Consider the following 24,319-nt stretch of genomic DNA (forward strand, 5'->3'; position numbering starts at 1 on the left):
CTAGACATAAATGGTGTCATCGGCCTAGTTCGCGATCCGTGCTGGAAAGAGATTAGCGGAATGAAGGCCTGGCGCTTTGCGGTTGATCGTGGCGGCACTTTTACCGACGTCGTAGCGACGACTCCAGGCGGTAAGCTAGTGACTGACAAGCTGCTGTCGCAGAACCCCGGCTTCTATTCCGATGCCGCCAGTGAAGCGGTGCGGCGGCTGATGGCGCGCCATGGCGAAGGACCGATTGCCGAACTTCGCATCGGAACCACAGTGGCGACCAATGCCTTGCTCGAACGCAAAGGAGAGCGGCTGGCGCTGGCGATCACGCGCGGCTTCGGCGATGCCTTGCGCATCGGGACGCAGGCGCGACCGGCGATCTTTGCGCGCCATATCGTGCTGCCCGAACAATTGCCCGAACGGGTCGTCCAGATCGAGGAGCGGATCGACGTCGACGGCGCGGTGCTGCGCGAGCTCGATGAGGAGCAGGCACGGCGCGACTTCGCGGTGCTGCGCGAGGACGGCTTCGAGGCCATCGCCATCGTCCTGATGCATGGCTGGCATTACCGCGCACATGAAGAGCGCCTGGCCCGGATAGCGCGCGAGGCCGGTTTCGCACAGGTCAGTGTCAGCCACGAGGTCGCGCCGCTGATCAAGCTCGTTCCCCGCGGCGATACGACCGTTGTGGATGCCTACCTCTCACCGGTCCTGCGCCGTTATACCGACACGCTCCAGGCCGAACTGCCTGAGGCAGGGCGGCTACGGTTCATGCAATCGAATGGCGGCCTGGCCGAAGTCGGCGCGTTTCGCGGCAAGGATGCGATCCTGTCGGGGCCGGCGGGCGGCGTGGTCGGCATGGTCGCCGCGTCAAAGCCGCTGGGATACGACAGGCTGATCGGCTTCGACATGGGCGGGACCAGCACCGACGTTTCGCATTACGCAGGCGAATATGAACTGACCGCCGACAGCATCGTGGCAGGGGTGCGGGTTGCGGCTCCGATGATGCAGATACACACCGTTGCGGCCGGTGGCGGCTCGATTTGCCGCTTCGACGGCTCGCGATTTCGCGTTGGGCCCGAAAGCGCGGGGGCTGATCCCGGGCCTACCTGCTATCGCAAGGGCGGCCCGTTGACTGTAACCGACTGCAACCTTTTCCTCGGCCGGATCGACCCGGCATTCTTCCCCAGCGTTTTCGGACCCGATGGCAGCGAACCGCTTGATCCCACCGCGTCCCGGCGCCGACTGGAGGAAGTCGCCGAGGCATTGCCCGAACCCAGGTCGCTGGCGGAGATAGCCGAAGGTTTCCTTGAGATCGCAGTGGACAGCATGGCCAATGCGATCCGCAAGATCAGCGTGGCGCGTGGGCACGATGTCACGACCTATGCGCTGGCGTGTTTCGGCGGGGCGGGCGGCCAGCATGCCTGCAAGGTCGCCGACAAGCTCGGCATCGAAACCGTGCTGGTCCATCCGCTGGCGGGTATGCTCTCTGCCTATGGCATCGGCCTGGCACCGGTGAAGGCCATCCGTGAAATCAGCCTCGTGCGGCCGCTGGGCGAGAGTTTCGTGGCCGAACTCGAGGCGCTTGAGGCCGAGGCCCGCAATGCGCTGCTCGAACAAGGAATTGCCGGCGGCCTGATCCGGATCGACCGCCGGGCACGTTTGCGGTTCGAAGGCAGCGACAGCATCCTGACTGTCGAATGCGACGATCCGGCCGCGATGGATGCCATGTTCCGCAGCCGACACCGCCAGCGCTTCGGATATTCCGACGCAGGGGCACGGATCATAGTCGACGCCTTGAGCGTGGAGGCCAATGGCAGTTCGGGCGGGCTGGCCGAAGCGATTGCCGAGCCGATCGCCACTGGCGGCATGGCTTCCGGAGAATGGCACGCGGTCGAAAGAGCAAGCCTGCAAACGGGAGATACGGTCGAAGGGCCCGCATTGGTGATCGATCCCGGTTCGACCACCACGATCGAGGAAGGCTGGCAAGCGCAACTGGCGGAGGAAGGCAGCCTCGTCCTCACCCGGACCAGGCCGGTCGAACGCGACCTTGCGCTCGGCACCGAGGTCGATCCCGTTCGGCTGGAGATATTCAACAACCTGTTCATGGCCATCGCCGAGGAAATGGGCGTTGTGCTCCAGTCGACCGCCACTTCGATCAACATCAAGGAACGGCTCGATTTCTCCTGCGCGCTGTTCGATGCAAACGGTGCGCTGATTGCCAACGCCCCGCACATCCCGGTCCACCTTGGCTCGATGGGCGACAGTATCGCGCGCGTGATTGAGGCGCGCGGCGATATGCGCGATGGGCGCGGCTTCAGGAGCGGCGATGCCTACGTGCTCAACGACCCCTTTCGCGGCGGCACCCACCTGCCCGACATCACAGTGATCGTCCCGGTATTCTATACCGAGGACAGCCAATCGCCCGACGCCTTCGTCGCAGCGCGCGGCCACCATGCCGACATTGGCGGGATTGCACCCGGTTCGATGCCGCCCGAAAGCCGCACCATCGAGCAGGAAGGCGTGATGATCGACAATCTGCTGATGGTCGATGAGGGAGCGTTCCGCGAAGATGCCGTGCGCGAGGTGCTCGGCTCGGCGGAATTCCCTGCGCGCAATCCCGATCGCAACCTTTCCGATCTGCGCGCGCAGCTTGCCGCCTGCACGCGCGGCGCGGAACTGCTGCAGGGGGCAGTCGGCGATTACAGCGGCGAAGTGATCGCGGCCTATATGGACCATGTGCTGGCCAATGCCGAAGAGAGCGTGCGCCGCTTGCTGGGGCGGTTGCGCGATGGCCAGTTCACCTATCGGACGGACAATGGCGCTACGGTGAAAGTGGCCATCCGGATCGATCATGCGGCGCGCTCTGCAGTGTTCGATTTTACCGGAACCAGCGAGCAACTGCCTGACAATTTCAACGCACCCCGTTCGATCACCCGTGCCGCCGCGCTCTATGTTCTGCGCACGCTGATCGACGATGCAATCCCGATGAACGACGGTTGCCTGCGCCCGGTCGAACTGGTCGTTCCGCATGGCTCCATGCTCAATCCTCTCCCCGGCGCGGCGGTGGTGGCGGGCAATGTCGAGACCAGCCAGGTGGTCACCGATACGCTCTTTGCGGCGACGGGCATGCTGGCGCCAAGCCAGGGGACGATGAACAATTTCACCTTCGGCAACGACCGGCACCAATATTACGAGACGATCTGCGGCGGGTCGGGCGCCGGGCCTGACCATGACGGGACGAGTGCGGTCCAGACCCATATGACGAACAGTCGGCTGACCGATCCCGAGATTCTCGAGGCGCGGTTGCCGGTGCGGGTGGAGAGCTTCGCAATCAGGCGCGGTTCGGGCGGCGAAGGCAGGCATTGCGGCGGCGACGGGGTAGAGCGGCGGATTACCTTTCTTGAGCCGATGCGCGCCAACATCCTCGCCAACCGCAGGAAAGTGCCGCCCAGGGGCATTTGCGGAGGTAGCGATGCCAAGCCGGGCCGCAATTGGGTCGAGCGAGCCAACGGATCGCGGGAAGAATTCGAGGCAACCGCATGGGTGGACATGGAACCGGGCGATACGTTCGTCATCCTGACGCCGGGCGGCGGCGGGTTCGGGGAGAAATAGCGAATGAATTACTGGCCGTTGCTGGGCATTGCGATCGTCGTGTTGGGGTTCGCCCTGCGCTTCAATCCGTTGCTGGTTGTCGTCGGCGCCGCGGTGGCGACGGGCGTCCTTGCGGGGCTCGATCTCGTATCTGTGATCGAAGCTCTGGGCAAAGCATTCAACGACAATCGCTACATCAGCGTCACCTGGATCATCCTGCCCGTCATCGGCCTCTTGGAACACTATGGCTTGCAGCAACGCGCACGCGCAGTGATCGAAGGCGTGCGCGGGGCGACCATGGGTAAGCTGCTGGTGATCTATCTCCTCTTCCGCCAGCTTACGGCCGCATTGGGAATGAAGGATATTGGCGGCCATGCGCAGGCGGTACGCCCGCTGGTTGCGCCCATGGCTGAGGCGGCGGCGGAAAAGTCGTACGGCGCGCTTCCCGAAGGCGAGCGGCAGAAAGTTCTCGCGATGGCAGCGGCCACAGACAATGTCGGCTTGTTCTTCGGTGAAGACATTTTCTTCGCGATTGCCTCGATCCTGCTCATCCAGGGCGTTTTCGAAAGCGCGGGCTACCCGCTCACGCCGCTGCACCTTTCCGTCTGGGCGATCCCCACCGCGATTTGCGCCTTCATGATCCACGGCGGTCGCATCCTAGCCTTTGACCGTCGATTGGGGAGGCTGGCCCGATGATCACTTACGAATGGCTCTATATTCTCGCGGGCGCCTTCTTCACCTTCTGCTCGCTGCTCAGTCTGCGTGACAGGCGCTGGGGCAATGCCGGCTTCTGGGCGCTGCTGGCGGCGAGCTTCCTGCTCGGCAGCCATGTTTCGGACTTCGTCAATGGCCTCTTGGTACTCGCCATGGTCGCGATAGCGGGCATGGGAGGGCTGAAGCGCAGCGACCCTGCGACCACGACCGTTGCAGAACGCCTCGAATTCTCGGCCCTGCTCGGCAATCGCCTGTTCCTCCCTGCGCTGATCGTTCCTGTCACTGCCGTCGCGGGCACGCTGCTCTACAATTACACGCCTTTCGGCGAGACCGGCCTGTTCGAAGCGCGACGCGAGACGTTGATCCTGTTCGGGGTGGGCGTCGTAATCGCGCTCGTCGCGGCAATGGTATGGCTGAGGCCGCCCATGCTTGCCCCCGCGCAGGAAGGGAGGCGATTGCTGGACTCAATAGGCTGGGCGGCGATCCTGCCGCAGATGCTGGCCGCACTGGGCGCCCTGTTCGCTCTGGCGGGGGTAGGCGACCTGATCGGCACCATGGCGGGAGGGATGATCCCCAAGGGCAGCATCTTCCTCACGGTGCTGGTCTATGCGCTCGGCATGGCGCTGTTCACCATGATCATGGGCAATGCCTTCGCCGCATTCCCGGTGATGGCAGCGGCGATCGGTATCCCGCTACTGGTGGAGCAATATGGCGGAGATGCCGCCGTGATCGGAGCGGTCGGGATGCTGGCGGGCTTTTGCGGCACCTTGCTGACCCCGATGGCGGCCAACTTCAACATCGTGCCAGCCGCGCTGCTTGAACTGAAAGACCAGCACGGCGTGATCCGGCAGCAGGTCGGAACGGCAATCCCGCTATGGGCATGCAACGTCGTGATCATCTATGTCGGAGCGTTCCTGATATGGAGCTGACCGACCATGTCGCGCGCAATTTCGCCCGGATCGCGCTGGGGCATGTGGCGCGGCCCTATCCGTACAAGGACGACCATGTCTTTACCGATGAGGCGGATGTCAGGCCTCCGCGCGAGGCGCATCCGGTCTTCTTCGGCAGTTTCGACTGGCACTCCTGCGTCCATGGCTGGTGGACCTTGCTCACGCTGCGACGGCAGTACCCTGACATGCCGGAGGCAGAGCAGATCACCGCGCTGGCCGAGGAAACCTTCACGGAAGAGAAGCTCGCCGTGGAACTTGCCTATCTCGAACGGCCGTCATCGCGCGGGTTCGAGCGGCCCTATGGCTGGGCCTGGCTGCTCTATCTCCACCACGAAGCCGAACGCCATGGCGACCGCGAATGGGGCAAACGGCTGGAGCCGCTCGCCAGGGCCTTTGCGGAGAGGTTCCGCGACTATCTTGCTGTCCTCACTTACCCGATCACGGTGGGAACCCACTTCAACACTAGTTTCGCGCTGGCGCTGGCGCACGAATGGGCCATGCATCGCGATGCCGACTTGCTGTTGGCTATCGAGAATTGGGCCGAACGCGTTTTCGCGCCGCGATCTGACTATCGCGGATGGGAGCCGGGCGGCGACGAGTTCCTGTCCCCGGTGCTCACAGCGGCGCTGCTGATGAGCAGAGTGCAGGGCCGCGACGAATTCATGCCGTGGCTGGAAGGGTTGATCCTGGACACCGGCTGGATCGACGAACAGTGCAAACCGGTGTTCGTGTCCGACCGCAGCGACGGCAAGATCGCCCATCTCGACGGGCTCAACCTCAGCCGCGCGTGGTGCCTGCGAAAGCTCTCGCGCAAGATCGCGCCGCATCCGTGCACCGGGCAGTTCGAAGCGCTTGCGGACCTACACCTTGAGGCCTCGATGCCGCATGTCGCGGGAGACTATATGGGCGAACACTGGCTGGCGAGCTTCGCGCTTCTGGCGTTGCTGGCAGAGGAATGATCGCGGCGAAGGCGCCGATCCCTCGTGTCCGGACAGGCACCGCCTAACCGAAAGGAGAGGGGCGGTAAGTTGCTCGGTGCGGCAGAAACGGTTTGCCGTGTCCGTTGGTATCTGGGATCATTTACAGGCGATGGCGGACGCAGCTTCGAAAAGTCGAGAAGGAATGGGCATGGCGCATTTTGACCTGATCATCCGAGGGGGAACGATTCACGACGGAACTGGTGCGCCACCGCAGACCGGCGATGTGGCCATAAGGGACGGACGGATCGTGGAGGTCGGCCAGATTGACGGCGATGCCGACGAAGTGATCGATGCCGGCGGCAAGATCGTCACGCCGGGCTTCGTCGACGTTCACACCCATTTCGATGGCCAGGTTACTTGGGAAAACCGCCTTTCGCCTTCGTCCGGGCATGGCGTCACCACTGCCGTCATGGGCAATTGCGGGGTAGGGTTTGCGCCTTGTCGTCCCGAGCAGCGCGATACTCTCGTCAAGCTGATGGAGGGGATTGAAGACATTCCTGAAGTCGTGATGGTCGAAGGGTTGCCGTGGAACTGGGAGACTTTCCCCGAATACCTGAACGCACTCGAACAGCGTGAGCTCGACATCGATATTGCCACGCAGATCCCGCATTCGGCGTTGCGCGTATATGTGATGGGCGATCGCGCAGCCCGAAAGGAACCTCCGACGGGTGAGGATCTCGCTGCCATGCGCAAGCTTGTGGCCGAAGGGATCGAAGCGGGCGCCTTTGGCGTGACCACTTCGCGCAATGTCATGCACCGCACAAGGGCGGGTGATCTGGCGCCCAGCCTCTATTCGGATGTCGATGAGCTATGCGCGCTGGCGGCCGGCCTGAACGATGCCAATGGCGGGGTGTTCCAGATCATTCCCGCTCCCGCGGAACCGGCGGAAGTTGAATTTCCGATCCTGCGCCAGGTGGCGGAGCAGTCGGGCCGACCAGTATCCTTCACTCTGCTCGATGTGCCGAACCAGCCGGGCGATGGTTGGCGCCACCATTTGGCGGGGTTGGAGCAGGCGGCTGCCGACGGGCTGGTCATGCATGGCCAGGTCGCACCGCGCCCGGTCGGGATGTTCTTCGGGCTCGATCTTTCTTTGCATCATTTCAGCAGTCACCCGAGCTACAAGGCGATCGCGCACCTGCCGCTTGCCGAGCGCGTCTCGATCATGCGCGATCCGGCCTTCAAGGCCCGGCTGCTTGCGGAGCAGCCCGAAGATACCAATCCGACCACGCTGATGCTCATTGCTGCCTTCCGCGCCGCCTATCAGTGGGACGACAAGCCGAATTACGAACCGCAACAGCAGGACCGCGTCGATGCGCGCGCCGAAGCGGCTGACCTGTCGCTTGACGAATATGCCTACGACGCATTGCTGGGCAATGACGGGCATGTGGTCTTCTACCTGCCTGCGGCCAACTACACCCAGGGCAATCTGAAGCCGGTTCGGGAGATGCTGGGGAGTTCGCACACAGTGATGGCGCTGGCCGATGGCGGCGCCCATTATGGCCTGATCTGCGATGCCAGCTTCCCGACCTTCTACTTGCAACGCTGGGTGCGCGATGCCGCACCGGATGAGCGGATCGACCTGCCTGATGCGATCGCGGAACTCACCAGCCATGCGGCGGCGCTGGTCGGCCTGACCGATCGCGGACGGATCGCGGCAGGAATGAAGGCGGACCTCAATGTGATCGACCTTGACGCGCTAAAACTCCATGTTCCGACCATCGAATATGACCTGCCTGCCGGCGGCAAGCGCATGCATCAGAAGGCAGACGGCATCGTCGCTACACTGGTTTCGGGCAAGGTGACCTATCGCGATGGGGTTCACACGGGTGCGCTTCCCGGGCGACTTGTTCGGCGTGGGGAATTGGCCGCCGCCTAGGCGATGGACCAGGAAGCAGGCCTCGTTCCATTGAAAAGTACCTGCTTGCACTCCTTATCGGAATTTGGGGTTGCGCCAGTCGCGGCTCTTTTGTGTAAGCGATTTGAGCGCCGCGTATGAGAATCGCACATTTGCAGTTCGGTGGCGCGCAAACGAGCATGGCGAACTCCGGTTAGGGACCATGACGCAAAAGGAGAGATACGATGGCAACGGCAGCCGAGACTCGGCCCGAGGACGACCTCGAAACATTCCGTGGGGAGGTCAAGACCTTCCTCAAGGCGAATTTCCCGGACGAACTGAAGGGCAAGGGCAGTGCCCTGCGTTCTGTTGAGGGTCCGACCGAGGAAACTGAGGCGGAGAAGAACTGGCGTGTCGCAATGGGCAGCCGCGGCTGGGGCACCCCGACCTGGCCCAAGCAATATGGCGGTGGCGGCCTCAGCAAGAAGCAGGCGCGCGTGCTCGAGCAGGAAATGGCCATGGCGGGTGCATGGAACCCGATCGGCGGCATGGGCGTGATGATGTTCGGCCCCACGCTGCTCGAATATGGCAATGAAGCGCAGAAGCAGGAGCATATTCCGCCGATCTGCCGCGGCGAGATTCGCTGGTGCCAGGGCTATTCCGAACCCAATGCCGGTTCTGACCTTGCGAACCTCCAGACCTTCGCGGAGGACAAGGGCGATCACTATGTCGTAAATGGCCAGAAGACCTGGACCAGCGGCGGCCAGTGGGCCGACAAGTGCTTTTGCCTCGTTCGCACCGATCGCAGCGACAAGCACACCGGCATTTCCTTCCTGCTGATCGACATGGATGCGCCCGGCGTCGAAGTCAGGCCGATCCAGATGATCAGCGGCATGAGCCCCTTCTGCGAAACATTTTTCACCGAAGTCCAGGTGCCCAAGGAGAACCTTGTCGGCGAAGAAGGGCAGGGCTGGACCATCGGCAAGCGCCTGCTCCAACACGAACGGACCAATATCTCGGGTGGCGGCGCGGCGATGCTCAATGCGCAACCGCTGTCGAAGATCGCCAAGGACTATCTCGGCACCGACGAAAACGGTCAGCTGGCAGATGCCGATTTGCGCGGGCGGATCGCCGATTACGAGATCGCGTGGAACACCTTCCTGCTCACCGCTCGCCGCGCAATCGAGGAATCGAAGGCGCAGGGCGGCGTGTCGGAAATCAGCTCGATCCTCAAGAACGTGGGTTCGAAGCTGGGGCAGCAACGCGCCGAACTCCTGATCGAGATCATGGGCTTCCGTGGCCTCGGCTGGGAAGGCGAAGGCTTCACGCAGAAGGAGCTGGAGCACGTCCGCGGCTGGCTCTTCGGCAAGGCCACCACGATTTATGGCGGCTCGACGGAAATCCAGAACAACATCATCGCCAAGCGCATCCTTGGCATGCTCGATCACCAGTAAGGGAGCGCGGAGACAATGGCAGTCCTCAATGAAGAACAGTCCATGCTGCGCGACATGGCACGCGAATGGGCAGTCAACGAAAGTCCGGTCAACGCATGGCGCAAGGTGCGCGACGCAGGCCTCGATTTCGATGCCTCGAAATGGACCGAAATGGGCCAGATGGGCTGGACCGGCATCATCGTTCCGGAAGAATTCGGCGGCACCGATTTCGGCTGGATGAGCCTTGGCCTGGTGGTCGAAGAACTGGGCAAGACTCTTACCGCCAGCCCGCTGGTCGCTTCGTCGCTCGCCGCCAGTGCGATCGCATTGGGCGGTTCGCAGGCGCAGAAGGAGAAATACCTGCCCCAACTCGCCAGCGGCGAGCTGATCGGCACGTTGGCCTTCGACGAAGGTCCGCGGCATCGCGGCGCAGTTGCCGAAGCAAGCGTTTCAGGCGGCAAGCTCTCGGGCACCAAATCCTTCGTGCACGAGGCGAACGGGGCGGGCCTGTTCGTCGTGCTGGCGAGCGACGGGGTCTACCTCGTCGAGAAGGGCGAGGGCGTGTCAGTGTCCGACCGCGAACTGGTCGACCGCCGCGATCATGCCGAAGTCACTTTCGCTTCGGCACCAGCGGAAAAGCTTACCGATGGCGGCGATAATCTTGCCGAGGCGATCCTCGACCGGGCGCGCATCCTGACTGCGGCCGAGATGCTCGGCATGGCGCAATATGTGTTCGACACCACGCTCGCCTATTTGAAGCAGCGCGTGCAGTTCAACCAGGTGCTGAGCACGTTCCAGGCGCTCCAGCATCGCATGGCCGGACTGTACACTGACCTTGAGCTGATGCGGACCGCAGTGGAGGCAGGCCTCACTGCGCTCGACACCGGCTTCAAAGTGCCCGAGGCGGCGTGCCTCGCCAAGGCCCGCGCCAATGACGTGCTGCACCTGATGAGCCGCGAAGGCGTCCAGCTCCATGGCGGCGTGGGGATGACCGACGAATATGACGTCGGCTTCTACCTCAAGCGCGCCCGCGTGCTCGAGGCGAGCTGGGGCGGCAGCGGCTTCCTGAAAGATCGCCACGCCAGGCTCAACGGCTACTGAGCCGCGCGGCATAAACCAGCTTCAGGGCGGGCTCGGGCGAATGTGTCCGGGCCCGCTTGATTTCCGTTCCCGCAGGCGCGCTCGCCCCGTTCAACTGTCTGCGAACAGCGCCCCCAGATCCTTCTTGAGGATCTTGCCATTGGCGTTCCTTGGCAGAGTTTCGCTGAGGAACACGATCTTTACCGGCACCTTGAACTTGGCCAGCCGGTCAGCGACCCAATCCTGCAGTTCCCGTTCGCTTGCCGACATGCCGGGCGCGAGGTGGACCACTGCCGCCGGCTCTTCGCCTAGCGTCTTGTGGGGGATCCCGATCAGCGCCGCGTCGGTCACCGCCGGATGGTCGTAAAGGACATTCTCCACTTCGGAGGAATAGATGTTCTCGCCCCCGCGGATCACCATGTCCTTTGCGCGGTCCACGATATAGCAGAAGCCTTCCTCGTCGAGCCGGGCAAGGTCGCCGGTGCGGACCCAGCCGTCGACGAAGGTCTCGGCGGAGGCTTCCGGCCTGTTCCAATAACCCACCACGATTTGCGGCCCGCGTGCCCACAATTCGCCGACTGCGCCTGTGGGAAGGGTATCGCCCTTGTCGTCAGTGATCTTGAGGTCGCTCACCGGCACTGGCGGCCCGCAGCTTTCGGGGCGGTTGAGATAGTCTTCGCCTGCATGGCTGGTGACCGTGGCCATGGTTTCGGTCATGCCCCATCCATTTCCCGGCATTGCGCCGAAGATCTCGTAGATCTCGCGCACCAGTTCGGGCGCGGCGGGTGCACCGCCATAGGAAATCGATTCAAGGCTTGAGAGGTCGTATTTCGCGCGATCGGGGTGTTCGATCATCTGCCAGGCGATCGTGGGAACGCCGCCCGCCAGATTGACGCGCTCGCGTTCGATGATCTCGAAGGCTTTCACCGCGTCCCAGCGATGCATGTAGATGATTGTGTGCCCGGCGAAGAGTTGCCCCATCAACCCGGCCGAGCAGGCGGTGACGTGGAACAGCGGGATCACCGTCAGCCCGACCTTTGGAGCGGGCGCGGGCAATTCCTCGCCGCGCCGCATGACCGATCGCGCTGCGGCATAGGCGGTCGAGAATATGTTGGTGGTGAGATTGCGATGGCTGCCCAGTGCGCCCTTCGGATGGCCGGTGGTCCCGCTCGTGTAGAAGATCGTGGCCGGATCGTCGGGCGACAGCTCGACATCGGGGATCGTCGCTTCGGGCAGGCCCGCCCACTCATGCGGCGTGCCGATGATGCCTTCCAGCCTCTCGGCTCCCCCTTCCAGAGCATCCGCTCGCGAGACAAGCACCGTCCGAAGGTCAGGGCATTCGGAGCGGTGAGGAGCGATCCGATCCCAGCGCTCGGCATCGCAGATCAGCATGGTCGCGCCCGAATTGGCCAGGCCATAGGCGAGTTCCGGGCCGGTCCACCAGGCGTTGAGCGGCACGCAGATCGCGCCAATGGTAGTCGCGGCGAAAAATGCCACCGGCCATTCGGGAAGGTTGCGCATGGCAAGCGCAACGCGGTCCCCCTTCGCCACGCCCCGGCGTTGAAGTTCGGCGGCCAGCGTTGCCATTGCGCGGTACCACGCGTCATAGCTGATCCGCTCATCATCATAGATCGTCATCAGCCGCTGGCCGTGGCTGCGGGCGTGAACGGCCAGCACCCTCAGCGATGCGGGCGCATGCTTCCACACGCGGGTCGGCACACCCCGTATCTCGACCGTTTCCATTTCGAAACGCTGGCCCGGCGCGCACAGCGTGGCCTCGATCTCGTCCAGCGACATCGCGGGCCAGCTTGCAGGTTTTGTCCAAAACGACAGTGTCGCCAAATTGCTTTTGTCGCTCAACTGGCCTCTCTCTCAATCCGTTGTGACTTTCGCAAACCCGATGCTAGGTGCGAAGGTCTTCACTCACAAGCACTGCTATCAGGGAAACGAACATGACCAGCCCATTTGTCTGCGCTGATCCGGCTTCGCTCGGTTTTGACCTCCAGCGGCTCGAACGGATCGGTCCGTTCCTGCAGGCGAGCTACCTCGACAGTGGTCGCTTGCCCATGACGCAGCTTATGGTCGCGCGCGACGGGCAGCCGGTCTACTACGATGCACGCGGAAGGATGGGCGAAGGGCGCGCGGCGCTGCGCGACGATGCGATCTTCCGCATCGCTTCGATGAGCAAGCCGCTTACGTCGATCGCCTTCATGCAACTGGTCGAGCAGTGCAAGGTGGCCTTGGAGGAGCCGGTCACCAAGGTCCTGCCCGAGTTCAAGAATCTCAAGGTCTATGGCGGGGGCGGCGGAAGCATTCCGTTCGCGCCGGGCACTCCCGCGCCGGCGATGCGTTTTGTGGACCTGCTGACGCATATGTCCGGGCTGACCTATGGCTTGCAGAACCGCACCAATATCGATGCCGTCTATCGCGAGCACAATCTCGATTTCGCGCGCAGCCGCCACACTTCGGATGAGGTCATCCGCATCCTGGCCGACCTGCCGCTCGAATTCGCGCCCGGGCAGGGCTGGAACTATTCGATTGCGACCGATGTGCTGGGCATTTGCGTCGAGCGGATCAGCGGCATGCGGCTGGGCGACTATTTCCGTGAGCATATCTTCGGCCCGCTCGGCATAAGCGATACCGCTTTCGGCATTTCCGAGGGGCAACAGGACCGGCTGGTGGATGCCTATCAATATGCCCCTGGCGGCCCGCCCAAGATGATCGACGCCGGGCCGACCAGCAAGCTCACCGAGCCGGGGCGGTTCGACAGCGGCGGCGGCGGGCTGTGCGGCACGATTGCGGACTATCACCGCTTCACTTCGATGCTGCTCAACGGTGGCGAACTCGACGGCGTACGCATCATCAGCCCCAAAACCCTGCGGCTGATGCGGACCAACCATCTGCCGGGCGGAGTGGATTTGACCCAGGTCTCGAGCAGCCTGTTCTCCGAAAGCAACAATGCCGGGACCGGCTTCGGCCTGGGTTTCGCCATGGTGATCGATCCCGCCAAGACGCTTATGCCCTCGAGCCTCGGCGAATTTTATTGGGGCGGCGCCTATTCGACCGCTTTCTTCGTCGATCCGCTCGAAGGCATCACCTGCGTGTTCATGACGCAGGTCTACCCCTCCAGCACCTATCCGATCCGGCGCCAGCTCAAGACGCTGATCTATTCGGCGCTTGCCGACAGCCGGATATAGGCGAGAATTCCTGGCTTCAGGCGGTTCCGGTCGCCTTCGCGACGCGCCGCTTGTGCCCAAGATGCAGCCCCACGGGGATGCAGATCGCCATCAAGCCGCCGACCCACAATCCACTCTCCGGGTCTGCGACGATAACCGCCACCAGCAGGGCGAAGGTGATTGCGAGTATCATTCCGGGAAGTACCGGATGGCCCCAGGCGCGGAACGGGCGCGGCAGGTCGGGCCTGTTCCGTCGTAGCGTGAAATAGGCCGCATTATAGAGAACGGACGCAAGGATCGCTGCGGCGACCTGTATCTTGAACACGAACACATAGGCTCCGGTCAGGATCATCGGGATCGCTATTGCAGTGCCGACCAACATGGCCACCCAAGGGGTGCCGCCGCGGTTGACGTAGGTGGCGTGGTGAAGGAACAGCCCGTCGCGGGCCAGGCCGAACAAAATGCGCGGGTGCGTCATCACGAGGGCGTTCAGTGTGAACAGCGCCATGATCGCGGCGGCGAGGCCGGTCATTGTGTGTCCCGCAGGACCAAGCAGGCCTTCGACTACCATGGCGACCGGCAATTCCGATGACCGCAAAAGCTCAAGGTCGAGCACCGCGAATACGCACAGATTGATCACGAGGTAGACGACCATGATGATCGCAGCCGATCGAAAGAAAGCGCGAGGGATATTGTGCGCGGGATCCTTGTCTTCCTCGGCGAAGAATGCAGGCCCCTGCCATCCGTCATAAGCCCCCAGCACGATCTGGAACGCCGTGATAAGCGCGACCCATCCGAAAACGCTTCCCTGTCCGGTTAAGTCAGGCGCAGCATCACTGGCAGTAGGGCTTGCGGGACCGGCTATCATGGCCGCCACTACGACACAGGCCAGCAGGCTCAGTTTGATCGCGAGGCCTAGGATGTTCGATACGCACCCCTCTTCGACGCCGGGCAGGTTGAGCAAGGTCACCGCGAGCATCGCGATGATCGCCACGGTCGGCTTGTTGGCCGCGACCAGCGGCACGGACGTGCCGAGGAAGTCGGCAAAAGCCAGCGCTAGCGCCGCACCTCCGGCGGCATAGCCCGCCCATACAGCCCATCCCGCCAACAGGCCCATGCTGTCGCCAAAGGCTTCGCGGACCGGCACATAGATGCCTCCTGCCTTGGGAAGGGCCACGGTTAGTTCCGCTGCGACGTTGACCGAGAGAAACACATAGACGCCGCCTAGCACCCACAGCAGCATGGCGACCCAAAGCATCGGAACCTCGTTCGCGACCACGCCGGGAGTCCGCAGGATACCGGCCCCGATCACGGAACCGGCCATGATGGCGATGGCAAATGGCAGGCCGAGGCGTTTCTGTAGCTGGGATCTGCCGACTGCCGGTTCACTCATGCAGGTCGTTCCTGTGTAACGCGGATCCAGCAAGCTATCTCAAGTTCGGACCGGAGAAAATCCGGCGGATGACCGGGTCGCAGAAGTCATCCGCCGGAACCAGTAACTGGCCTAATCCAGACCCGCCCCTGATCTTGCGCCTCGCTGGGAGGCAAGGCTTTGCTCGCATTGGCAAAGCATGCTTCGCCAGCCAGCAACTACCTGAAATTTCGTGCGATCCCCGGGTGCGAGTGATGCCGCCGGAAAGTGCCGGAGGTCAATTGGCGCAGGCGTCAAAAAAGCGTCAATTCGTGCGCTGGGGGGCTACCTGCATCAGGTCGGGCCAGCCATGCTTGTCCCACGCCTCGACCAGACCCATGCTCTCGGCAAAGGGCATGAAGTCCGGGTGTTCGCGGGTTTGCCTGATCGGATCGACATCGGCCCAAAGGCTCATCAGCCCAAACATGTTGGCCGGGTGAATCCGTTCGCGATAGATTTTCATCGCAAGCGGCGCATGGCCCATCCAGATCGCGGGAAACGCGATTGACGGATCATAGGGGTCGGGCATGGTCGCATGGAGCCCGTCGAGCATTTGGCAGTAAAGCGCGCGGTCCTCCGCTTTGCCGCTGCACACTCCGTTGGCGGCAATCCGCCAATAGGCGTCGCGCGCTTCGTCGCTCATCGGCGCGGTCCCGGCAGGTGGCAGGATCACCGAATTCATCAGCAGGCGCGAACGATAGTAGGTTTCGACGCCGCGCTCGTGATCGCCCATCGCCGACTGCACCACGGCGAGCCACAGGCCCGGCATTCCGAGATCGACCATCCGCTGCGCCGCAGCGAGCGCTTCAACCATATTACCAAGGTTGAAATGCGCGGTGCACAGCATCGCAAAATTGCGTCCGTAGACGGGATCCTGCTGCACAGCCGCTTCAAGGAAGGGCAGGGCCTCTTGCGTCCGGCCAAGATAGAGCAGGAACGAACCAAGCCGCACCGTGACATCGGCATTGTTCGGTTCCAGCCGGTAGGCTTGGAGTGCGAAATCGAGCGCGCCTACCGGGTTGCCTCTGGTCCATTCGTGGATACCCCGCATGGCCAGCGCGTGTCCTTGCCCGGAGTCGAGCGCGATGGCCCGGTCGGCGCAATCGGCCGCCTGTTCTGAGCGAAGCACGCGTTCGAGGCACGGGGTATAGACTGCGGTGTGGACATGCGCCTCTGCCATGGAGGTCCAGCATTCGGCGAAGTCCGGATCGATCGCGAGGCTTTGCTCGAGCAGGCCGATAGCTGTCGCCACTGCGCCTTCGTTGAGTGGCCTCTGGATGAGCGCGCGGCCCTGCAGGTAAAGTGCATAGGCGTCGCGGCTTGCAGTCATCCGGCGATGCGGTGCCGGCGTCGCTTCGATCCCCAGCGACTTGCACAGGCTGGCGATCACATGGCTGCCGATGACCTGGCGCGAACCGAGGAAGCCGTCGACCGTGTCTTCAAACCGTTCGGACCAGACTTCCCTTCCGGTCTGGCCGTCGACCAGCCGGATCGACACGGTGACGATTTCGGGCGTGCGGCGCACGGTGCCTTCGATCAGATGCGACAGGTTTAGCCGAGCGGCGATCTCGGGAACGGCCAGCCCAGGCGCCATCATGGCGTAGAGCGAAGAGCGCCCGGCCAGGGAAATCCCGGCGATGGCACCGAGCAGCGAAGTCAATTCGTCGACCACCCCTTCGGCAAGGAAGAATTCCCCGCCAACCTCGTCGAATTGTTCGAACGGCAAGATTGCGATGCCGATCTTCCGATCGGAGCCTGTAGGGCCGCCGACCGCTTGCCAAGCCTTGCCAAGGCGATCGGCAGCTGCGTTGTTGCCGGCTGATTTCAGCGCACCCACCAAGCGGTCGACCGCGAGTTGCAGCCGGCTTTCGACATGCAGCCTCTTCGCGGCGAGCCACTCCTCCATCGGAGGTGTGATTCCGAGATGGTCGAGCAGTGGTTGGCCGGCAATCTCTGCCAGTAGCCTTGTGGCGTCTTCACAGGCTCCGCTCGCAAGCGTGGCTTCCAGTTCCTGCAAGTCTGACGTGACGGCCGCCGGTATGGTGGAAATGCGCGCGTTCTGGATGTCCAGCGCGTCGCAACCGGCTGCTTGCAGCTGGCGATTGAGATCATGCAGGCACTGGCGCAAGCTTGCGCGCGCCTGCGCTTTGAAACGGCCAGGCCAAAGCAGTTTGCTGACCTGTTCGCGATCGAGCGCTTCACCGGGGGCGACGCACAACATGGCAAGGATTGCGCGAGCCCTGCGGTTCGACAGGTGGATTTCCGAGCCATCCGGCGCAAACGCTCTGAACTCGCCAAACAGGGTCACGCGCAAAGCTGCACGGTTCCCCCTGTTTTCGCCTGAAGCCATGCCTTGCCCCACCTGCTCCATGCATGTCTTAGGGCGTCATGCCCGCCACTGCAATCGCGCGCGGTGCGCAGGTGCCGTCCGCGTGGATATCGTGAGCGCACGGAGCGAAACAGGAAGCGAATCAAAGATGTAGCAGTACGTCGGAGCGATAGCGCTCCGGCTCAGGCGCCCCCTATTACCTTCGCGTTTTTGATCTACTCGCACGCGCGATGGCGTGCCGAGGCGAAGGGGGTAATTATGGCGCTGCGTTCGGCAAATTCCGCATATCTGCGGCAGTTTCTTGCGCTCTTAGCAATGCTGGTTCTGCCGGCGCTGGCGGCTCCCGCTGCAGTTGCTCAGACTTCTGCCTACTGTCCGGCCCCGCTTACCATCAACGTTGCCAATGGTGGCTCGGGCTCGGTTGAAGTGAGCAATTGTGACGGGCCGTCCGACATTGGCGTAGGCGGCCCGTTTGCGCCATTTGCACAGCACGGCACCGTCACGATCGGCCCAAACAATTTCAATGTCCAGTTCGTTTCCTATGCGCACAACGGAAACAGCGCGACGAGCGACACGTTCTGGCTTGAAGACGAGGATGGCGGCACAATCCGGATCAATGTAACGATTGCGCCCTCGACTTCACCGATTACGGTTTCACCCGGATCGCTTCCAACCTTAACGGCCGGTACGGCATTCTCGCAGTCACTTTCATCGACTGGCGGCGTGGCCCCATACAGCTACGCCTTGCAGGCCGGGGCACTGCCTCCCGGAGTTTCCTTGTCAAACGGCGTCCTGAGCGGGGCGCCGACCCAGCGCGGGAATTACGCATTTACCCTGAGGGTAACCGACTCCACCTCACCCACGGCGCTGACCACTAGCAAATCCTACTCGGGAACTGTCCAGAACCCCACCCTGTCCCTCTCTCCATCGACCTACTCTGTTATTCAGGGTCAGGCCGCGAGCTTCAGCGTCGGCACTTTGGGGGGGGTGGCTCCTTACTCTTATCAGGTTGAGGCCTTTGCAGGCAATGCCATGCCGCCCGGGTTGTCGCTTTCCTCAGGCGGCGTCGTCACCGGAACTCCGAATGCGGCTGGAACCTACAGCACGACGATTAGAGTGACCGATTCCAGCACGGGCGCTGCCCCGTATTTCGAGCTCGAAACCTTGACGATCAATGTGGTCAGCACTCCGCCCTTGGTCTCCATTGCGGCATCGCCCGCAAGCGTGAACGAGGACGGAACCACTAACGCTACGTTCGTAGTGACTCGGAGCGTTGCGCTCTCGACGCCTACCACAGTGAACATTGCCACCGGCGGCACGGCCACAAGCGGCACTGACTATGTCGGCGCGGTGGCATCGGTAACGATCCCGGCCAATGCGGCCCAAACGACCATCACGATCAACCCGACAGCCGATAGCACGGTCGAACCGGACGAAACGGTCACTCTGTCGATTGCGGCGGGGACCGGCTATACGATCGGCTCCCCTTCGAGCGCTACGATCACGATCCTGAACGATGACGCGCCCAGCGCATCGATAACAGTATCACCCGCCGCGGTGGTTGAGGATGGTGCGGCCAATCTGGTTTATACGGTCACTCTTAGTTCCCCGGCAACCAGCCCAGTTTCGATCAATTACACGATCGGCGGCACCGCCACAAATGGCACCGACTTTGTCTCGATAGGTTCGCCATTGGTCATCAACACCGGCGGCACCACCGGGACGATCACGGTCAATCCCACTACCGATGTGACAATCGAAGCTGACGAGACGGTCATCCTGACACTGGCGGCCGGAACGGGCTACACCGTCGGAGCGCCTGGCGCAGCAACAGGCACGATCGTCAATGACGACACGCCGAACCTCACCATAAGCGACGTAACCGCCAATGAGGGCGCTTCCGGAACGGCCAATTTTACCTTTACGGTCAGTCTGTCGGCGCCTGCCGCAGTGGGCGGGGTGACTTTCGATATCGCGACGGCGAATGGCACGGCGACTGCGGGCGTGGACTATGTCGCGCAAAGCCTGACCGGGCAGACAATACCGGCAGGCAGCAGCACCTATAGTTTCACCGTGCAGATCAATGGCGACACGCTCAATGAGCCCACCGAGACCTTCTTCGTCAATATTGCCAACGTCACCGGTGCTGTCGTTGTAGATGCCCAGGGGTTGGGGACGATCGTCAATGACGATCCGCAGCCAAGCCTTTCGATCAATGACGTGATATTGCTTGAAGGTAATGTGGGTACAACCAATGCGGTCTTCACCGTATCCCTGAGCGCGGCGAGCGGCCAGACCGTGACCGTGAACTATGCCACGGCCGATGGCACGGCCACCCAACCTTCGGACTACACGAGCGCCACGGGCACCGTGACCTTTGCGCCCGGGCAGACGGTCCGGACCATCGGCGTGCCGGTCGTCGGCGAATCCGTGCCCGAAGCCAACGAAACCTTCTTCGTGAATTTGAGCGGGGCGACCAACGCTACGATTTCCGACAACCAGGGTGCTGGAACCATCACCAATGACGATGTGCCGGTCGCCGTCTCGCCCGGAGCCTTGCCCGGCGGGACTGTGGGTGCGGCCTATAGCCAGTCCGTTACCGCATCGGGCGGCACTGGCCCCTATACGTTTACGGTCACTGCGGGCGCGCTTCCGGCGGGAGTTGACTTGTCGTCAGGCGGGGTTCTGTCCGGCACGCCAACCGCTGGCGGCAGCTTCAACTTCACTGTGACCGCCACGGACAGCTCACCGTTCCCTGGGCCTTTCAGCGGCAGCCAGTCCTATTCGCTCACGATCGCTCCGGCGACTGTCGTGTTACCGGCTGCAACGCTACCGGGCGGCACCCTCGGGGTTGCCTATTCCGCCCCTATCAATGCGGCGAGTGGAGGTACTTCGCCCTATAGCTATGCAGTAACAGCGGGTGCATTGCCCAGCGGACTAGCACTCAATTTTACGACGGGTGCCGTCACCGGCACGCCAAGTGCGCTGGGTGCTTTCAATTTCAGCATTACAGCGAGCGACAGCAGCACTGGCAGCGGCCCTTATACAGCGACTCGAGGCTATGCGATTACCGTGGTTGACGTTGCGCCGGTTGCCAACGCATCGTCGCTGACGGTGGCCTATAATTCCAGTGCGGCCAACGTTCCCCTGTCAATCTCGGGCGGTACGCCAACCAGCCTCGCAGAAGTTTCTCCGCCCAGCAATGGCACGGCGCTCGTCACTGGCACTTCGATCACGTACCAGCCGAACCCGGGCTTCGCGGGCTCAGACAGCTTTACCTATAGTGCCACCAACAGCGGTGGCACGTCGGCGCCGGCTACTGTCAGCGTGACCGTGACGGATCCAGCGATCGCGATCGCCCCAAGCGGCAGCCTGTCGGCCACGGTCGCCGCGCCTTACAGTGTAGCATTCAGCTTCTCGGGTGGGGCGACACCGTGGAGCGGGTTTCAGGTGACCAACTTGCCTGCCGGGCTCGCGATTACGGGGACAACGGCAAGCAGCGTCACCGTTTCGGGTGCGCCGACGCAGGCTGGATCGTTCAACATCAACGTCAGCGCGGCCGACAGCAGCACAGGCAACGGTCCCTACAGCGTGGGCCAGGTCTTCAACCTGACCGTGGCCGCCCCGACGCTGGCCTTGTCGCCCGGCTCGACAAACTTCACCACACCATATGCAGTGGCTTATAATCAAAGCTTTGGAGCCAGCGGCGGCACCGGATCCTACAGTTATGCCGTGTCTGGCACGCTTCCTCCGGGGATAGGCTTCAACGGGGGCACCCTATCGGGCGGTGGCAACACGCCGGGCACTTATACCTTCAGCATCACGGCAACCGATACCGGCGCGACCGGAGCTGGCGCGCCGTTTACCGTGACCGAAAATTACACGATCGAGGTCCTGCCGGCAAACATCGTCGTAGGACCGACAAGCCTGCCCGATCCGATTCTCGGTAGCAGTTATAGCCAAATGATCTCCGCATCAGGTGGTGCGCTGTCATACGACTATGCGGTGACCGCAGGACGTTTGCCTGACGGTATTGAGCTGATCGGGCAGATGCTTTCCGGTACGTCGTTTGAAGTGGGGAATTTCAGCTTTACAATCACTGCAACCGACGGGAACGGCCAGAGCGGTAGCCGTGCCTACAGCTTCTCTATTGCGCCGCCGACCTATTCCATGCTTCCAGGCACCGGAGCACTGGCTGCACCTTACGCCACACCGTTCAGCCAAAGCTTCATTGCCAGCGGGGGTAGCGGCACTTTCAGCTATGCTTTGAATGGAGCGTTGCCTGCCGGACTCAGCTTTAGCAACGGCACACTATCCGGTACTCCGACTGTGCCGGGCACATATTCGATCACGGTTACTGCCACCGATTTGACGGTGACCGGCGCAGGCGCTCCTTTCACGGTGACCGAAAGCTATACCGTGAACGTTTCGGCGCCGAATATCGCGATTTCGCCTGGCTCGTTCCAGTCGGGACGAGTAGGCAGCGCCTATTCACAGTCTCTAAGTGCGAGCGGAGGTGTAGGTACGCATTCCGTCGCGATCACTTCAGGTGCCTTGCCAGCTGGTCTCACCTACTCTGGTGGCACCATCACCGGCACGCCGACCGAGGCGGGAACGTATAACTTCGCCTTCACAGCCACGGATATTCACGGACAGACCGGGACGCAGGCCTATACGTTGGCGATTGCCGCGCCAACATTGACGCTTTCGCCCGGTGCGGGGACTTTGAACGTGCCCTATGCGCAAGCGTTCAGCCAGATATTCAGTGCTGGTGGAGGCACAGGTTCCTACAGCTATGCCGTCACCGGCGCATTGCCTGCCGGGTTGAGCTTCGCCAATGGCACTCTTTCGGGCACGCCGACCGTTCCGGGCAGCTACCCGATCAGCGTGACGGCGACCGATACAGTTGCGACCGGATCAGGCGCACCCTTCACGGTGTCGCAGGCCTATACGCTGGAGGTTGTAGCCCCCACGATCGTGATGGCGCCGGCCAGCCTGTCAATCGCGACGGCGGCAAGCGCATACTCGGTGAACTTGGCCGCAAGCGGAGCTGTTGCACCCTATACGTTCCGGATAACGGCGGGCGTCCTTCCCACAGGTATGACGCTGGCGGAAAACGGGTTGCTGTCAGGAACGCCGGTGGCAGCGGGTATTTTCCCGCTGACTCTGGAGATCTCCGACGCGAATGGCCAGACGGTTAGTGTGGACACGTCGCTGACGGTCGCCAATGCCGAGCTGACCATCACGCCGACGGAACTGCCTGCCGGCATCCAGGGCGTGGCCTATAGCCAGCAGCTCACCGCGGCGGGCGGTGTCGCGCCCTACAGCTATGCGGTGACCGAAGGGAACCTCCCGGCGGGGCTTACCTTGAGTGCCGCAGGGTTGCTGAGCGGCACGCCGACCGGTTCGGGCGAAGCCAGCTTCACGCTGACCGTCACCGACAGCACCGAAGGCACGGCATCGACCCTTGTGGTCGCCTATACGCTGGACATCGCGGCGCGGCCCAACCCGGCCGACGATCCGGAAGTACGCGCGCTTGCACAGGCGCAGGTGAATTCGGCACGCCGCTTCGTCGAAAGCCAGGCGGCCAATTTCGGCAGGCGGCTTGAGGGGATGCGTCGTGGTGGCGGATCGGGAGGATTCAACAACGGGATCCGCCTGAGCGGCGACGATCGTTGCCTCGAAGCGATCCAGTCATGGACCTTCAACGACTGCGGCATGGGAGGAAGTTCGATCAATGCGCTCTCCAACGGTCAGATCGTTGGCGGGGGCGAAAGCGGCGGGTTGCGCTGGCTCGATGGCAGCGGTGCGGCATCCGCGCGCCTCGGTGGCGGGCCGATCGGACCGGCCCCGGCAGGCAATTCCGCAAACCAAAACGCTGCGGGCGCTGAAGGATCCGATGCTGCGCAATGGGCCCTGTGGGCCGCAGGAACGATCCGCTATGGCGATCGGGAGTCGTCCGACGGCATGAGTGCTCAGCGCTTTGAGTCCGAAGGTGTCACGGTTGGTGCCGACTACCGCTTCAGCCCGTCCTTTGCAGCAGGCATCGGCATCGGTCTCGGTCGCGATACCACTGACGTGGGCGAGGAGACTTCGCGCAGCCGTGGCGAAGCCAAGACCGTTGCGATCTATGGCAGCCATTTGCTCGGCGGCGGTTTCTATGTCGACTGGCTTGCGGGCTACCAATGGCTCGACTTCGACTTGCGCCGATTTGTCACGATGACTGGTGCAACGGTGAGTTCGTCGCGTAGCGGGCATCAATGGTTCGGTGCGATCTCGGCAGGGGCCGACATTGAGAGCGGGGATCTGCGGCTCACGCCCTATGCCCGGATCGATGCGCAGCGCGGCCAGCTCGATGGCTATAGCGAAGACAGCGGCTCGGCATTCGACCTGCGGTATCTCGACCAGGATCTGGCGTTCACGGCGATCGGGCTCGGAGCCAAGGCGGACTACAAATTGGCGCTGGACGGAGCGACGATCCTGCCCCGCCTGCGGGTCGAGTACCAGCATGACATCGAGCGCAATGGCGAAGCGCTGGTGGGCTATCACGACCAACTGGACGGCGCCTTCAACGCCATCCCCTTTGTCGGCTACTCGCGCAGCCGCCTGCTGCTGGGGGTCGGGTCGGAATTCCTCATCGGAAACCACACGGCGCTCGATCTGGAGTATAACAATCGCCGCAACAGCGGGTCCGGCAATGACAACGGACTCGAGGTAAGCCTGACGCAGGAGTTCTAGTCGACAAGCGTTCATCGCAAGCTCCCGTCGGCGTCCGATTTACGCAAATTGGGCGCCAACGGGATGCTTCGCGGGTTAAATTTGACATGCAACAA

General features: G+C 62.7%; 12 protein-coding genes. 9 read left to right on the forward strand and 3 right to left on the reverse strand.

From position 1 onward, the window contains the following. The first annotated feature begins 60 nt into the window (after positions 1-60). The 7 genes from ACUJ47_RS12150 (at position 61) to ACUJ47_RS12180 (ending at position 10,591) form a co-directional block, all read left to right on the forward strand. Positions 61-3,600: a hydantoinase B/oxoprolinase family protein gene (locus tag ACUJ47_RS12150; RefSeq protein WP_445538650.1), complete on the forward strand. Its 3,540-nt coding sequence runs from the start codon at positions 61-63 to the stop codon at positions 3,598-3,600. 3 nt (positions 3,601-3,603) lie between these two features. Then, entirely contained in the window at positions 3,604-4,275 is a 672-nt protein-coding gene (locus ACUJ47_RS12155) for a DUF969 domain-containing protein (RefSeq protein ID WP_445538651.1), read from the forward strand. Further along, positions 4,272-5,222: a DUF979 domain-containing protein gene (locus ACUJ47_RS12160; RefSeq protein ID WP_445538652.1), complete on the forward strand. Its 951-nt coding sequence runs from the start codon at positions 4,272-4,274 to the stop codon at positions 5,220-5,222. The genes ACUJ47_RS12155 and ACUJ47_RS12160 overlap by 4 nt, the downstream gene beginning before the upstream one ends. Beyond that, positions 5,213-6,202 carry a DUF2891 domain-containing protein gene (locus ACUJ47_RS12165; RefSeq protein WP_445538653.1) on the forward strand — a complete coding sequence of 330 codons (990 nt, stop codon included), beginning with the start codon at positions 5,213-5,215 and terminating at the stop codon, positions 6,200-6,202. Before ACUJ47_RS12160 ends, ACUJ47_RS12165 begins: the two co-directional genes overlap by 10 nt. Positions 6,203-6,371: 169 nt before the next feature. After that, entirely contained in the window at positions 6,372-8,099 is a 1,728-nt protein-coding gene (locus tag ACUJ47_RS12170) for an N-acyl-D-amino-acid deacylase family protein (protein WP_445538654.1), read from the forward strand. Positions 8,100-8,302: 203 nt separating this feature from the next. Next, on the forward strand, positions 8,303-9,511 hold the full coding sequence (locus ACUJ47_RS12175; protein WP_445538655.1) for an acyl-CoA dehydrogenase family protein: 1,209 nt from the start codon (positions 8,303-8,305) through the stop codon (positions 9,509-9,511). 15 nt (positions 9,512-9,526) lie between these two features. After that, complete coding sequence (locus ACUJ47_RS12180) at positions 9,527-10,591, forward strand: acyl-CoA dehydrogenase family protein (protein WP_445538656.1); 1,065 nt, start codon at positions 9,527-9,529, stop codon at positions 10,589-10,591. A 90-nt stretch (positions 10,592-10,681) separates the two neighbouring features. Here the strand turns inward: ACUJ47_RS12180 and ACUJ47_RS12185 are convergent, their stop codons facing one another. Beyond that, on the reverse strand, positions 10,682-12,367 hold the full coding sequence (locus ACUJ47_RS12185; RefSeq protein WP_445538657.1) for a class I adenylate-forming enzyme family protein: 1,686 nt from the start codon (positions 12,365-12,367) through the stop codon (positions 10,682-10,684). 155 nt (positions 12,368-12,522) lie between these two features. Between ACUJ47_RS12185 and ACUJ47_RS12190 the strand changes: the two genes are divergently transcribed. Beyond that, positions 12,523-13,767, forward strand: a complete 1,245-nt coding sequence (locus ACUJ47_RS12190; protein WP_445538658.1) for a serine hydrolase domain-containing protein — start codon at positions 12,523-12,525, stop codon at positions 13,765-13,767. A gap of 16 nt (positions 13,768-13,783) precedes the next feature. On the opposite strand, the gene ACUJ47_RS12195 is transcribed toward ACUJ47_RS12190, so the two are convergent. Together ACUJ47_RS12195 and ACUJ47_RS12200 are read right to left on the reverse strand one after the other, a co-directional pair. Further along, the gene (locus ACUJ47_RS12195; protein ID WP_445538659.1) at positions 13,784-15,139 is read right to left on the reverse strand and encodes an APC family permease; all 1,356 of its coding nucleotides are present in this window, start codon (positions 15,137-15,139) and stop codon (positions 13,784-13,786) included. Positions 15,140-15,422: 283 nt separating this feature from the next. Beyond that, positions 15,423-17,507 (reverse strand): hypothetical protein, encoded by a 2,085-nt coding sequence (locus tag ACUJ47_RS12200; RefSeq protein WP_445538660.1) that lies wholly within the window; start codon positions 17,505-17,507, stop codon positions 15,423-15,425. Positions 17,508-17,801: 294 nt separating this feature from the next. Between ACUJ47_RS12200 and ACUJ47_RS12205 the strand changes: the two genes are divergently transcribed. Further along, positions 17,802-24,224 (forward strand): putative Ig domain-containing protein, encoded by a 6,423-nt coding sequence (locus ACUJ47_RS12205; protein ID WP_445538661.1) that lies wholly within the window; start codon positions 17,802-17,804, stop codon positions 24,222-24,224. The last annotated feature ends 95 nt before the right edge of the window (positions 24,225-24,319 follow it).

It is taken from the genome of Altererythrobacter sp. Z27 (assembly GCF_052683155.1).

Bases quoted from the DNA above. Each gene is read 5' to 3' on its own strand.
- ACUJ47_RS12195 (WP_445538659.1), bottom strand. From the start codon at position 15,139: ATGAGTGAACCGGCAGTCGGCAGATCCCAGCTACAGAAACGCCTCGGC.
- ACUJ47_RS12205 (WP_445538661.1), top strand. From the start codon at position 17,802: ATGCTGGTTCTGCCGGCGCTGGCGGCTCCCGCTGCAGTTGCTCAGACT.
- ACUJ47_RS12170 (WP_445538654.1), top strand. From the start codon at position 6,372: ATGGCGCATTTTGACCTGATCATCCGAGGGGGAACGATTCACGACGGA.
- ACUJ47_RS12155 (WP_445538651.1), top strand. From the start codon at position 3,604: ATGAATTACTGGCCGTTGCTGGGCATTGCGATCGTCGTGTTGGGGTTC.
- ACUJ47_RS12190 (WP_445538658.1), top strand. From the start codon at position 12,523: ATGACCAGCCCATTTGTCTGCGCTGATCCGGCTTCGCTCGGTTTTGAC.
- ACUJ47_RS12160 (WP_445538652.1), top strand. From the start codon at position 4,272: ATGATCACTTACGAATGGCTCTATATTCTCGCGGGCGCCTTCTTCACC.
- ACUJ47_RS12185 (WP_445538657.1), bottom strand. From the start codon at position 12,367: ATGTCGCTGGACGAGATCGAGGCCACGCTGTGCGCGCCGGGCCAGCGT.
- ACUJ47_RS12200 (WP_445538660.1), bottom strand. From the start codon at position 17,507: ATGGCTTCAGGCGAAAACAGGGGGAACCGTGCAGCTTTGCGCGTGACC.
- ACUJ47_RS12150 (WP_445538650.1), top strand. From the start codon at position 61: ATGAAGGCCTGGCGCTTTGCGGTTGATCGTGGCGGCACTTTTACCGAC.
- ACUJ47_RS12175 (WP_445538655.1), top strand. From the start codon at position 8,303: ATGGCAACGGCAGCCGAGACTCGGCCCGAGGACGACCTCGAAACATTC.
- ACUJ47_RS12180 (WP_445538656.1), top strand. From the start codon at position 9,527: ATGGCAGTCCTCAATGAAGAACAGTCCATGCTGCGCGACATGGCACGC.
- ACUJ47_RS12165 (WP_445538653.1), top strand. From the start codon at position 5,213: ATGGAGCTGACCGACCATGTCGCGCGCAATTTCGCCCGGATCGCGCTG.